Source organism: Bradyrhizobium sp. 157, assembly GCF_023073815.1.
Classification (GTDB): Bacteria; Pseudomonadota; Alphaproteobacteria; order Rhizobiales; family Xanthobacteraceae; genus Bradyrhizobium.
In genome coordinates, this window is record NZ_JADPKF010000111.1 from 47452 (window position 1) to 60494 (window position 13043).

Below are 13043 nucleotides of genomic sequence, written 5' to 3' on the forward strand. Positions count from 1 at the left end.
TGGCCGGGCTTCCTTTTTGGGGCCAGGTTTGAGCCATGGCCCCGTTCGCATTCCAGGCTTTGAGCGCGATCCGGAAAAGTGGGTCCCGGTTTTCCGGTGAGATCGCGCCTCCACCTGCACGACCAGAAGAAGAGCCATGAACCTTCGTAACGTCGCCATCATCGCCCACGTCGACCACGGCAAGACCACCCTCGTCGACCGTTTGCTGCAGCAATCCGGCACCTATCGCGAGAACCAGAAGGTCACCGAGCGCGCGATGGACTCCAACGACCTGGAGCGCGAGCGCGGCATCACCATTCTGGCCAAGGCCGCCTCGGTGCAGTGGAAGGACACCCGCATCAACATCGTCGACACCCCCGGCCACGCCGATTTCGGCGGCGAGGTCGAGCGCATCCTGAACATGGTCGATGGCGCGCTGGTGCTGGTCGACGCAGCCGAAGGCCCGCTGCCGCAAACCAAGTTCGTGGTGTCGAAGGCGCTCAAGGTCGGGCTGAAGCCGATCGTCGTCATCAACAAGGTCGACCGTCCCGATGCGCGTCCGACCGAGGTCATCAACGAGGTATTCGACCTGTTCGCGGCGCTCGACGCCAGCGAGGAGCAGCTCGACTTCCCGATTCTTTACGGGTCGGCCAAGCAGGGCTGGATGGCCGACAGCCCGGATGGCTCGCAGGATGCCGGCATGCAGCCGTTGTTCGACCTGATCGTGCGTCATGTGGCGCCGCCGAGCGTCGAGCAGGGCCCGTTCCGGATGATCGGCACCATTTTGGAAGCCAATCCCTATCTCGGCCGCATCATCACCGGTCGCATCACCTCAGGCTCGATCAAGCCGAACCAGCAGGTGAAGGTGCTGGGCGCTGACGGCAAAACGATCGAACAAGGGCGTATCACCAAAATCCTCGCCTTCCGCGGCATCGAGCGCACCCCGCTCGATGAAGCCGAAGCCGGCGACATCGTCGCGATTGCGGGCCTGACCAAGGGCACCGTCGCCGACACCTTCTGCGATCCTTCCGTCGAGACGCCGCTGGTGGCGCAGCCGATCGATCCGCCGACAGTGTCGATGTCGTTCATCGTCAATAACTCGCCGCTCGCCGGCACCGAAGGCGACAAGGTGACCTCTCGCATGATCCGCGACCGCCTGCTGCGCGAAGCCGAAGGCAACGTCGCGCTGCGTGTGGTCGAGGCCGCCGACAAGGATTCCATGGAAGTATCGGGCCGCGGCGAATTGCAGCTCGCGATCCTGATCGAGACTATGCGCCGTGAAGGCTTTGAGCTTTCGGTGTCGCGTCCGCGCGTCGTGCTGCAGAAGGACGAGGCCACCGGCCAGTGGCAGGAGCCGATCGAGGAAGTCGTGATCGACGTCGACGAGGAGCATTCCGGCGTCGTCGTGCAGAAGATGAGCGAGCGCAAGGCCGAGATGATCGAGATGCGCCCCTCCGGCGGCAACCGCCTGCGGCTGGTGTTCTACGCGCCGACCCGCGGCCTGATCGGCTACCAGGGCGAATTGCTCACCGATACCCGCGGCACCGCGATCATGAACCGCCTGTTCCACGGCTATGCGCCCTACAAGGGCGACATCCAGGGCCGCCGCAACGGCGTGCTGATCTCCAACGACCAGGGCGAAGCGGTGGCTTACGCGATGTTCAAGCTGGAAGACCGCGGCCCGATGATGATCGAGCCCGGCTGGAAGGTCTACAAGGGCATGATCGTCGGCGAGCACACCCGCGACAACGACCTCGAGATCAACGTGCTCAAGGGCAAGCAGCTCACCAACATCCGCACAACGTCGAAGGACGAAGCGGTGCGTCTGACGCCGCCGATCAAGATGACGCTTGAAAAGGCGCTGGCCTATATCGAGGACGACGAGTTGGTCGAAGTGACGCCGAAGTCGATCCGCCTGCGCAAGAAGTTCCTCGATGCCAATGACCGCAAGCGCGCGGAAAAGGCCAAGGAAGCGGTAGCGTAGGTAGATCTCGCGCCCCGGACGCAGCGCGATAACGGTGCGCTGCTGAGCCGGGGCCAAGCGTTCGTGGCACCCTACGGGTCCCGGCTCTGCGGAGCAGCGTTACACGCTGCACCGCGTCCGGGACACGATAGCATCGTCTTCCCTTCGCGATGACAGCTATGCTCAAGGCGGCTTCTGGCACGGCATCGAACATGCTAGAGGCGTCCCATGACGTCCCTCCCCTCCTCAGTCGATGTCGCCATCATCGGCGCCGGCGCCGCCGGGCTCGGCGCGGCGAACGCACTGAAAAATTCCGGCCTCTCCGTCATCGTGCTGGAAGCGCGTGACCGCGTCGGCGGCCGCGCCCACACCGTCATGGCCTCGCCTGACGTCACCTTCGACGTCGGCTGCGGCTGGCTGCATTCGGCGGATGAGAACTCCTTTGTCAAAATCGCCGAACAGCTCGGTTTCGAGATCAACAGGTCACTGCCGCCCTGGCGCGAGCGCGCTCACGGCAAGGCGTTTCCGCAAGCCGAGCGCGACGACTTCATGCACGCGCTCAATGCGTTCTACGACCGCGCCGAAGTAGCGGCGGCGGAAGCCGCGAAGAGTGGTCGCGACTGCGCCGCGAGCCTTTATCTGGAGCCTGGCAATCGCTGGAACCCGATGATCGATGCGATCTCGACTTACGTCAACGGCTGCGAGCTCGACCAGGTCTCCATCCTCGACATGGACGCCTATGAAGATAGCGACATCAACTGGCGCGTCCGCCGCGGCTATGGCGCGCTGGTGGCGGCCTATGGCGCGACTTGTCCTGTGGCGCTCAATTGCGCCGTGACGCTGATCGATCATTCCACCAAGCGCATCCGCATCGAGACCTCGCGCGGCACGCTGACGGCCGGCAAGGTGATCATCACGGTGCCGACCGGCCTGATTGCAGACGAAGGGATTCGCTTTCAGCCGCCGTTGCCGCAAAAGGTCGATGCCGCGCGCGGCCTGCCGCTCGGCCTCGCCGACAAGGTGACGCTGGCATTGGATCAGCCGGAGGCGCTGCCCGTAGAGGGCAATCTGCGCGCCGCCACCATGCGTACCGAAATGGGCACCTATCACATCCGCCCATTCGGCCAACCCTGCATTGAAGGCTTTTTTGGCGGCCGCTTTGCGCAATCGCTGGAAGATGCCGGCCCTGGCGCGCTGGCCGCGGCTAGCATCGACGAGATCGTCTCGATTCTCGGCAACGATTTTCGCAGCAAGCTGAAGCCGCTCGCGGAGTCACGCTGGGCGTATGATCCTTTCGCCCGCGGCTCCTATTCACACGCGCTGCCGGGCCATGCGGGAGATCGGGCGGTGCTCGCGGCCCCGGTCGACGGCCGGCTGTTCTTTGCGGGAGAGGCGACCTCGCCGGAGTTCTTCTCGACCGCACATGGGGCGCGGGACAGCGGCGAGCGGGCGGCGGAAGAAGTGCTGGCCACACTGACCAAGCGCTGAGCCCTAGCATGATGAAATTGGATTTGGTTGCGACCACGAAGAAGGTGCGCTCCCTCTCCCGCTTGCGGGGGAGGGCTGGTGGGGGTGTCTCCGCGGGCGACACTGCCCGAGTGGAGAGAGCCCCCACCCGGCGCTTCGCGCCGACCTCCCCCGCAAGCGGGAGAGGTAGAATGCGTCTGCGGCCAAATCGATCCAACCAAAAATCATCAAGCTCTGGTCGCAAATGACGATTGAGGCGACGGCCTTCATTCAATCACCCTCGCCCGCATCTCTGCATCCGGCACAAAGCACTCGTCGTACTTTCCGAATATCCGATAGCGGTTTTTCGCCACGAGGCTGTAGACAGCGTCGCGCAGCGGCTTCGGCACGGCAAACAGCGCCCGCGTCCATCGCCAGCCCGGCAGCATGCCGAGTACTGTCAAAGCGGCGTCCGATTTGAGATACGCGACGCCTCCATGCACCACAGCATTGGTGTCAGGATCGTTGGGATCGATGCCAAATGCCTGCGCCAGTCGTGTGCCATACGCCGACTGGATCGCGGTGAAACGAAACCTCCGCTCGATGTCGCGTCTTGCGACGAAGCGGACCCAGCGGGAGCAGAAGACGCAGACGCCGTCATAGAGGATCACGTCATCATCGGGCCATTGGGTCACAGGTTTGGGCTCATCGGTTATCCAACGTCAGCAGCGCCACCAGCATCAGCACGATCGCGGGTCCCGTCTTCACCAGCGCACCGAGCGGCTCGATCCAGAGGTCCGGCGTCAGGATTGCGGCGCCGGCCATATAGCCGAGCGATGCAACAATACCTGCAATAAGGCCAAATGCCGAGGTGCGGCGGAACGCGATCAGCGCGCCGATGGTCATATCCATCAGGCTGGTGCCCACGGTAATGGGGGCGACGAGCGCCGGCGGAAAGCCGTGGCTGCGCAGGATTCCGGCCGCCGCGTCATAGGAAATCACCAGTGCAATGAAGCCGGAGGCGACCCAGAACAGCACGAGGCTTGCGATCATCAGGGCCTTGATCGGAAACAGCCGGGCGAACCATTTGTCCTGGATGGTCGCTACGCGTTTTCCCGCCATTTGCCCGATCGTCTTCGGTATGATGCCGGTGGCGGTCATCCAGCCCGCGGGGCTGCCGCTGACGCCGCGCCGCAGTTCCGCAATCGCCGTCGTCCGCATCGGCGGCGTCCAGCCGAGCAAGCTCGTGAGGTCGCCGAGCCTGGCACCGAGATCGAGCAGGAACGCCGGCATCGCAATGCGCCACCATTTGCCGGTGCCGAACACCTCGCGAAATTGATCGATGACGTCGCCGAGCGTGACCGGCTGCTCCTGCATCAGGTCCCACGTCACGGCGTTCGCCTCGCCCGGATCGCGCGCGGCAAGCCAGGCGATGGTCGCGGCGATGTCCTCCATGGCGACGGGCTGGAATGGCGTGAGCCGTTCGGCAGGCGAAAGATCGAGCGGAAGCGCCGCAACCGAGCGCAGCATGGCGCTGCCGCCATAGGCGGCCAATGCCACCACGAAACCCGGCCGCAGGATCGTGTACGGGACGCCGGAATCTGCGATCAGCCGTTCGGCCTCGCGCTTGGTGGTGCTGAAGGCGGTGGCGTCGGTCTCGGCGGAGCCGGGAATCGAGATATGCACCAGCCGGATCGCGAGGCGGCTTTCGCGGATCGCCTGCAACAGCCGCGCGACGAATTCGCAATGCACGGCGGCGGTGTCGCTGCCGGGGCCGTCCTGCAGCACGCCGAGGCAATTGACGACGAGGCAGATACCGTGATCGCGCAGCAGGCGCGCCATCGCCGCCGCATCCATCGACATCAGAGGCAGTTCGAGATCGACCGCGCCGTTCTTCTGCGAGGCGGATAATTTGCGGGCGACGCCGACCACGCGAAATCCCCTCCCGCGCAGATCGTCAGTCACGAAGCGGCCGATCAGGCCAGAGGCGCCGAGCACCAGGATTTTTCGGATGTCGGCGGTCATGCTGCCTAGAGCGGTTTGGCGATCATCAGCCAGAGAATAGCCATGACCGGCCAAACCCGGGAATCCCAAACAGAAACCAGCGGTGGAAAAGTGCAAAATAGCGCGACGGCAATCCTCGGTTTTGCTCCGCCGCCTTGCGCGCGAAATCGCGCATTTCGATCTGCAGGAGATACAGCGTCATCGCTTGGCCGCCGGGGTACGGGACCGCGCCTTCAAGGCACGATCGAGTTCAGGTCCGGCAAGGTGTACACCGCCGCCGGTTTCCACCAGCCAGTGGCCTTCACTGCCATGGGCCGGCAGCACGCGAAAATCGGCCTTGCCGCCGGCGGCGCGAAACGCATCGGCCAGTTGACGCGACAATGCGGGCGAAAAGTAGCTGTCATTGGCAGCCACCAGCCAGGTCACCATCACGCGTGCGGCCTTGCCGAATTCGCCGGCGGCAGCCATTAGCGTGCGCGGCGCGCAGACGCGGTCGAGAGAATCATTGGCATGCCCGCCGCGCCCCGGCGCGAACGCGATGATGGCGGCAACGTTCTTCGGATCTTCGCCGGCCAGCACCAGTGCACCCCAGGCGCCGGCCGAATGACCGATCACGACCATGCCTTCGCCGCGGATGAAGGGCTGCTTGCGTATGAAGCCGGTGGCAGCGGCGATCGCATCCGCCACAACGCGGCCAGACTTGGCGTAATCAGCCTCATCGCAGCCGCCTTGATCCTCGAGGTATTTTCCGCCCGTCTGGCCGTGGCCCGGGCGTTCAGGAACCAGCACGGCAAAACCGCGAGCCACGAGCCATCCGGCGAGCGCGCGGTATTCCGGTTGCGGCATCTGCGCCCGCCGCAACACGTTCTGGGTGGAGGCGTGCGCAATCACGGCAAGCGGAAACGGCCCCTTGCCGGGCGGCCTGAACAGCACCGCATGCGCCGCGGTCGCAGGATCGGGGGAAGATACCAGCCATTGCTGCCGCCGATGAGGCTCGCCTTCCGGGCCTTGCGCACCGAGGCCGGGCTGCGCCATCGACACCCGCGCGCCGAGCGCAGCAAGAATGGCCACTGCAAAAAGCAATCTGGGCGGATGCATGGATTGGCCTGAGCCGGGAGGAGTGTTGCGAGTAACCAACAGAATACCGCCGCCGAATCAACTCCAGCGCATTTTTCCGTGAACGGATTTGCGGAAGGCATTCGACGGATCACGCAGAGAATAGTTTTCCCCTTCGTTACCCCGGCAAAACGCAAATCGAAGCAACACCCTGTCCTCTTTCGGCACAGAAGCGTGAAGAACTGATGCAGAAAATCCACAGGTTAACCGATAATTAACGATGGACCTTGAAGCCGGCCCGCCGACTTGCTTTGATCAGGATATGAGCACAACCCTGATCGAGGTTCGACCGGCCAAGGCTGCAGACGCAGCCGCGGTGGCCTCTACCCATGATGAAGCCTGGCGCTCCGCCTATCAGGGCATCATTCCCGGCGCCGAGCTCGAAAAGCTTATTAACCGTCGCGGCCCGCAATGGTGGGACAGCGCGATCCGCAAGGGCAGCCGCGTCAGCGTGCTGGTGTTCGGCGACAAGATCGCCGGCTACGCCAATTACGGCCGCAACCGCGCCCGCAGCCTGCATTTCGAAGGCGAGATTTACGAGCTCTACCTGCGGCCGGAATTCCAGGGTCTCGGCTTCGGCCGCCGCCTGTTCACCGCCGCCCGGCGCGATCTGATGCAGAGCGGGCTGAAGAGCATGGTGATCTGGGCGCTGTCCGACAACGACCCGGCGACGGAATTCTACCGCGCGCTCGGCGGCCGCATGGTGGCGCGCTCCTCGGAGAAGTTCGGGGCCAAATCGCTCGATAAAGTCGCTTTCGCCTGGACCAACTGAACCTCCGGCCGTCATTGCCGGGCTTGACCCGGCAATCCATCGTTCCTAAAGCGCCGTTGAACGTACGATGGATACGCGGGTCAAGCCCGCGTATGACGATTATGCCTGTCGGCACACCTGCCCAGCACCACGGAGCCCCTTATGCGTATTGACGCCATCTCGATCGGAGTAAATCCGCCACACGACGTCAACGTCATCATCGAGGTGCCGGTTGGCGGCGAGCCGATCAAATATGAGATGGACAAGGAAGCCGGAACGCTGGTGGTCGATCGCTTCCTCTATACGGCGATGCGCTATCCCGGCAATTACGGCTTCATCCCGCACACGCTGTCCGGCGACGGCGATCCCTGCGACGTGCTGATTGCCAATACCCGCGCGATCGTGCCGGGCGCCGTGATGAGCGTGCGGCCGGTCGGCGTCTTGCTGATGGAAGACGAGGCTGGCGGCGACGAGAAGATCATCGCCGTGCCATCCTCAAAACTGACCCAGCGCTACGACAAGGTCCGAAACTACAACGACCTGCCCGACATCACGCTGCAGCAGATCCAGCACTTCTTCGAGCACTACAAGGATCTCGAGAAAGGCAAATGGGTGAAGGTGCTGCGCTGGTTGGGCGCTGAGGACGCCCACCGCCTGATCCTGGAAGGCATCGAGCGCGCTAATAAGAAATAGGCCTCGTGTCCCGGACGCAGCCTGGTAACGACGAAGCCGTCATTCCGGGGCGATGCGCCAGCATCGAACTATGGTTCGCTCGCTTCGCGCCCGCCCCGGAACGACGATAAGCTCACACCGCCGGCTTAGGCAGGCCGTGAATCGCACAGGCCGCGCGTAGCGTATTCACCAGCAGGCACGCCACTGTCATCTGACCGACGCCGCCCGGTACCGGCGTAATTGCACCGGCGACCTCGGCGACTTCCTTGAAGGCGACATCGCCGACCAGCCGCGTCTTGCCGTCGGCCAAAGGCTGGCGGTTGATGCCGACATCGATCACGGTAGCGCCCGGTTTGATCCAGCCGGCGCGCACCATTTCGGGTTTGCCGACCGCGGCATAGACCAGATCGGCGCGCGCGCAGAGCTGCGGCAGCTCCTTTGAGCGCGAATGCGCGATCGTCACCGTCGCATTTTCATTCAGCAGCAATTGCACCAGCGGCCGGCCAACCAGATTGGAGCGGCCGATGACGATCGCGTTCATGCCTTCCAACGAGGCATGCACGCTCTTGGTCAGGATGATGCAACCGAGTGGCGTACACGGCGACAGCGCGGCAAAGCCGCCGGCCAGCCGGCCGGCATTGTTAGGATGCAACCCGTCGACATCCTTGGCGGGATCGATCGCGTTGATGATGGTTTCGGCGTGAAGCGATTTCGGCAGCGGCAACTGCACGAGAATGCCGTGCACGGCGGGATCGCGGTTGAGCTTTGCGATCAGCGCCAAGAGATCGTCCTGAGCGACGTCGGCGGGCAGCTTGTGCTCGAACGAGGCCATGCCGGCGGCCTGGGTCTGGGTGTGCTTGCTGCGGACATAGACCTCGCTGGCGGGGTCGTTGCCGACCAGTACCACCGCAAGACCCGGTGTGACCTGATGCTCGCGTTTGACCCGCGCGACCTCTTCGGCGACACGGGCGCGAAGCTCCGCCGCAATGACCTTTCCGTCGATAATGCGTGCCGTCATCTCAGTCCTTCGTCTTCGCTTTTCCGCATGATCTTTTCGGAAAACCGGTTCCCACTTTTCCGGATCATGCTTTGTCGGCGGCTACCTTTCGCAGCGTTTCGCCGAGAATTTTGGGATCGCCATCAACGGCGACCTGCTTGATGCGCGAGGTCATGCCAGACAGGATTTTCACCCTCGCCTTCGGGACACCGAGCACCTTCGCCAGCAGTTCCGTGACCGCACGGTTGGCCTCGCCGCCATCAGCGATGGCGCGGACGCGAACCTTCACCACGGAACGGCCGTTGGCGAGCGTTTCAACGCCGTCGATGTCATCGCGCCCTCCACGTGGCGTCACCCGCAGTGCGACACTGATGCCCTCGGTGGAGTAACGCCAAGGATCCATCAGCTAGCGGCGCCCGCGGTCAGATGACGTTTGGATAGATGTAGTAAAGGATTACCCGCTGGATGAGCATGATGATCAGGATCAGGATGATCGGCGAGATGTCGAGGCCACCCAGGTTGGGCATGAACCGGCGGATCGGCGCCAGCGCCGGCTCGGTGATCCGGTACAGGAATTCCGCCACCGTCGCGACGAACCCGTTGCGCGTGTTCACGACATTGAAGGCGATCAGCCAGGACAGGATGGCCGCGGCGATCAAAAGCCAGACGTATAGGTCAAGGACAATGATGATGATGTCGAGGATAGCGCGCATGTGAGGGGGAGCTCGCAGGAGGGATACTCAGCTAGATATCGGTTCATCCCCCCGCAAACAAGGGAAGTTCCCGGCAAAATCACGCCAAAATCGGTACTTTCACCGTTCTTGACTTGACCTCTGGCCGGACTGTAAATGGCGCCGATTGTCGGCTGCTTCGGACGATGTCGAGGCGGTCGCGACGGGGCCATAGCTCAGCTGGGAGAGCGCGTCGTTCGCAATGACGAGGTCGGCGGTTCGATCCCGCCTGGCTCCACCACGCTTCGCCCTTTGGGCTACGCGTGGCGCAGCCACGTGAGGCCCGAAGGGTGAAGCGTGGTGCCCGGCGTAGCCCGAAGGGCGGAGACGGGCTTCATCCGCAACTACTCTTTCACGAGCTACGGCTCGGCAAGCCACACCGTGCCCTATCGTAGCGAAGTGAGCGAAGGCTGCCACGCCATAGCCCGAAGGGCGACGGCGGGCCGACAGACCCGACCCCGCCCCCTCACTTCCCCGTAAACCGCGGCGGCCGCTTCTCCACAAAACTCGCCACGCCCTCCCGGAAATCGCTCCCCTTCAGCGCGATCTGCATTTCGCGGTTGGCGTCGATGGTGGCTTCCGCGAGCGTCTGGAACGGCACGTCATAGAGCTGGCGCTTGATGACCGAAACCGCGCTGGGCGAGACGAAATCGGCGAGATCGCGCGCATAGGCATAGGTCTGCTCGCGCAACTGATCCGGCGGATAGATCCGGTTGACCAGCCCGATCCGCAGCGCTTCCTCGCTTGAGACCCGCCGCGCCGACATCAGCAAATCCAGCGCATTGGCGTGGCCGACGATGCGCGGCAGCATCCAGCTAATGCCGTGCTCGGCGATCAGCCCGCGGCGTGCAAACGACGTGGTGAAGACGGTATTGTCGGCCGCAAAGCGCAGGTCGCAATAGAGCGCGTGGACCAGGCCGATGCCGGCGGTGGCGCCATTGAGCATGCCGATCACGGGTTTCGGGATCGCCGGATAATAGGCGTAGCGCGTCTGCCAGTCCGCCCGGCGGTTCATGTCGAAGGGCGGGATGTTCTCGCCGCGCCGGATCTCGCTGGGATTGATGGCCTGCAACGCCTCCATGTCGGCACCTGCGCAGAAGGCGCGGCCGGCGCCGGTGAGCACGATGACGCGGACATCGTCGTCGGCGCTGGCGGCCTCCATCGCGTGACGCACATCGCGCTCCATGGTCGCGGTCCACGCGTTCATGCGGTCGGGCCGGTTGAGCGTGATGGTCGCGATCTTGTCGCTCACCTCGTAGAGAATATGCTGGTAAGTCACCGCGGGTCTCCCCTGTCGTTCTTGTCATTGCTGTTTTGCGCGCGAGCCCTTCGGCCGCGCCAGATGTAGACGTGATAGACGGCGTCTTCGGTAATATCTGGCGAAGCGCGCGCCGTACCTCGCCTCTCTTTCGCCCGTTCGGAACCTACGGGCTCAGGAGCGCGACACTATCACATCAGCAGTTTTTGAAGGGCGTTCGGACGCGCGGGCAAATTCCGCGTGGCGGCTATTCGGCTGCTTCCAGCAGAACTGCGTGTGGCGCCCGCGCGATCCAGCCCGCAATGAAATTCTTCAGCCACGCCCGTTCGACGACGTCGTGCACGGCGCGGCCTTCGAAGTGAAGGTGACGCGGCTGCGCGCCCGGCGAATCCATCCGCACGCACCCGCGCGTGGTCCAGCGATGCATCATGGCGTAGGTGACGTCGGGATGAAACTGGAAGCCGAACGCGTGACCGTGCCGAAACGCCTGCACCGGAAAGTCATCGCCTTCGGCAAGCAGTTCGGCGCCATCAGGCAGTTGAAATCCTTCGCCGTGCCAATGGTAGACGCGCTCCGGCCAGTCCGAACAGAGCGCATGACCGGCAGCGGTTGGGCGGATCGGATAGTAACCGACCTCGACCCGGCCTTCATGATGCGGTGCGACCTGCGCGCCCAATTGTTTGGCAAGCATCTGGGCGCCCAGGCAGATGCCGAGAAACGGCCGCCGCTCGCGCAAGGGAACTTCGATCCAGTCAATCTCGCGGCGGATATAGTCGTCGGAGTCGTTGGCGCTCATCGGGCCGCCGAAGATGACCGCGCCGGCATGCTGGTCCAGCGTTTCCGGCAAGGGGTCGCCCAACCGCGGACGCCTGATATCGAGCGGATAGCCGAGCGCACGCAGCGCGTTGCCGACCCGGCCGGGTGTCGAGCTTTCCTGGTGAAGGACGATCAGAACGGGTGGCAGGGATGCGGCGTCAGGCGCAAGCAGCGCCTTTCGACCCGGAAAGGGCACGATGTTGTCACCATTTTTGCTCGACCGGAACGACATCGACGTTGCTCAGGTGCCTCAGACCGAAACCATACCTAAGTGAATCTTAATTTCGGGTGAGTTCACGCACACATCCAAAAATGTAAGCAAACCGCGGGCCAGATGCGGTCAGCGCGCGCGACCCGCGTGCGAACGGGCAAGAACACCGGAAAACCCGGAGATTTCTTCAGCGCTGGCGGAGCTGGAAGCGACCGATCGCCCCGAGGATAAAGGAGCGCGGAAACAGCCGGAGCATGAATGGCACAATCTTGATGCCGAGACCCGGCAACACTGCCCGTTTGTTGGCCATCAATCCGCTATAGGCCTGCTGAGCGACATCGGCCGGTGAGACGTTGAGGACCGCCGAATCATAACCGGGATTAAATCCGGCGCGCGCCTGAAATTCCGTGGGCACGGGCCCCGGACACAACACCGTCACCCGCACGCCATGTGGCGCCAGTTCTGCGCGCATGGCCTCGGTGAACGACAGCACATAGGCCTTGGACGCGTAATAGACCGCCATTCCCGGCCCCGGCAGGAAACCCGCGATCGAGCCGACGTTGAGAAGCCCGCCGCGATTGCGGATCAGGTGATCGGAAAACCGCAGCGACAGGTCGGTCAGCGCGCGGATGTTGACGGCGATGATCTCGAGCTGGTTGGAGCGATCGCGCTGGATCGCTCTGCCGAACACGCCAAATCCAGCGTTGTTGACGAGATATTCGACCTCTACGCCGGCGGCGATCAAGGCCTCGGCAATCATGTCGCCGCAATCGGGCTGCGCGAGGTCGCAGGGAATGACGATCGGTGCCGCGCCGCCGGCCGCCTTGATTTCCGCCGCCAACGCTTCCAGGCGATCAGCGCGCCGCGCCACCAGCGCTACGCGATGGCCCTTCGATGCAAAAACGCGTGCTAGCTCGGTGCCTATGCCCGCCGATGCACCGGTAATCAGCGTCACACGCTCGGTCACGGTTGAATGCTCTTAATATCAAATCAGGGTTATGCCGCCAGCACGGGAACGAGAGCATAGGCGCGCGGTGTGACGCAAGCCATCCCCCAAATATGGCGCCATGCGGGCCTGTATGGCCCCACGCGCTGAAGT

At 63.6% G+C, this 13043-nt stretch carries 13 protein-coding genes, 1 tRNA gene and 1 pseudogene; 5 read left to right on the top strand and 10 right to left on the bottom strand.

Translation table 11 applies throughout. The features are described 5' to 3' along the window. Positions 1–136 precede the first annotated feature (136 nt). The gene (typA, locus tag IVA95_RS34435) at positions 137–1963 is read left to right on the top strand and encodes a translational GTPase TypA (protein ID WP_213250754.1); all 1827 of its coding nucleotides are present in this window, start codon (positions 137–139) and stop codon (positions 1961–1963) included. A 207-nt stretch (positions 1964–2170) separates the two neighbouring features. Then, positions 2171–3430, top strand: a complete 1260-nt coding sequence (locus tag IVA95_RS34440; protein WP_247514566.1) for an NAD(P)/FAD-dependent oxidoreductase — start codon at positions 2171–2173, stop codon at positions 3428–3430. 245 nt (positions 3431–3675) lie between these two features. Here the strand turns inward: IVA95_RS34440 and IVA95_RS34445 are convergent, their stop codons facing one another. The 4 genes and pseudogenes from IVA95_RS34445 to IVA95_RS34455 form a co-directional block, all read right to left on the bottom strand. Continuing rightward, on the bottom strand, positions 3676–4083 hold the full coding sequence (locus IVA95_RS34445; RefSeq protein ID WP_247514567.1) for a thiol-disulfide oxidoreductase DCC family protein: 408 nt from the start codon (positions 4081–4083) through the stop codon (positions 3676–3678). Positions 4084–4093: 10 nt separating this feature from the next. Next, positions 4094–5413 (bottom strand): SDR family oxidoreductase, encoded by a 1320-nt coding sequence (locus IVA95_RS34450; protein ID WP_247514568.1) that lies wholly within the window; start codon positions 5411–5413, stop codon positions 4094–4096. Positions 5414–5418: 5 nt separating this feature from the next. Further along, a pseudogene (locus tag IVA95_RS39210) lies at positions 5419–5576 on the bottom strand (DUF2269 family protein); the annotation flags it as partial. 14 nt (positions 5577–5590) lie between these two features. After that, entirely contained in the window at positions 5591–6427 is an 837-nt protein-coding gene (locus tag IVA95_RS34455; RefSeq protein ID WP_247514659.1) for an alpha/beta hydrolase, read from the bottom strand. Positions 6428–6770: 343 nt separating this feature from the next. On the opposite strand from IVA95_RS34455, the gene IVA95_RS34460 reads away from it, so the two are divergent. Both IVA95_RS34460 and ppa read left to right on the top strand, forming a co-directional pair. After that, positions 6771–7280, top strand: coding sequence for a GNAT family N-acetyltransferase (locus IVA95_RS34460; protein ID WP_213250743.1), 510 nt, complete (start codon positions 6771–6773; stop codon positions 7278–7280). A 141-nt stretch (positions 7281–7421) separates the two neighbouring features. Then, positions 7422–7952 (top strand): inorganic diphosphatase, encoded by a 531-nt coding sequence (gene ppa, locus IVA95_RS34465; RefSeq protein ID WP_213250741.1) that lies wholly within the window; start codon positions 7422–7424, stop codon positions 7950–7952. Between the two features lie 112 nt (positions 7953–8064). Here ppa and folD read toward each other — a convergent pair whose 3' ends face one another. The 3 genes from folD to IVA95_RS34480 all read right to left on the bottom strand — a co-directional run bounded on the left by folD (position 8065) and on the right by IVA95_RS34480 (position 9641). Further along, positions 8065–8949, bottom strand: a complete 885-nt coding sequence (gene folD / locus IVA95_RS34470; protein ID WP_247514569.1) for a bifunctional methylenetetrahydrofolate dehydrogenase/methenyltetrahydrofolate cyclohydrolase FolD — start codon at positions 8947–8949, stop codon at positions 8065–8067. A 64-nt stretch (positions 8950–9013) separates the two neighbouring features. After that, complete coding sequence (locus IVA95_RS34475) at positions 9014–9331, bottom strand: DUF167 domain-containing protein (protein ID WP_213250737.1); 318 nt, start codon at positions 9329–9331, stop codon at positions 9014–9016. Positions 9332–9350: 19 nt separating this feature from the next. Beyond that, positions 9351–9641, bottom strand: coding sequence for a YggT family protein (locus IVA95_RS34480; RefSeq protein WP_247514570.1), 291 nt, complete (start codon positions 9639–9641; stop codon positions 9351–9353). 183 nt (positions 9642–9824) lie between these two features. Here IVA95_RS34480 and IVA95_RS34485 point away from each other — a divergent pair. Continuing rightward, a tRNA-Ala gene (locus tag IVA95_RS34485) sits at positions 9825–9900 on the top strand. Positions 9901–10125: 225 nt separating this feature from the next. Here IVA95_RS34485 and IVA95_RS34490 read toward each other — a convergent pair. The 3 genes from IVA95_RS34490 to IVA95_RS34500 form a co-directional block, all read right to left on the bottom strand. Next, a complete protein-coding gene (locus IVA95_RS34490) occupies positions 10126–10938 on the bottom strand; it encodes an enoyl-CoA hydratase (protein WP_213250731.1) in 813 nt (270 codons plus the stop codon). Between the two features lie 226 nt (positions 10939–11164). After that, complete coding sequence (locus IVA95_RS34495; protein ID WP_247514571.1) at positions 11165–11965, bottom strand: glutamine amidotransferase; 801 nt, start codon at positions 11963–11965, stop codon at positions 11165–11167. 166 nt (positions 11966–12131) lie between these two features. Then, positions 12132–12911, bottom strand: coding sequence for an SDR family oxidoreductase (locus tag IVA95_RS34500; RefSeq protein WP_247514572.1), 780 nt, complete (start codon positions 12909–12911; stop codon positions 12132–12134). Positions 12912–13043: the final 132 nt, after the last annotated feature.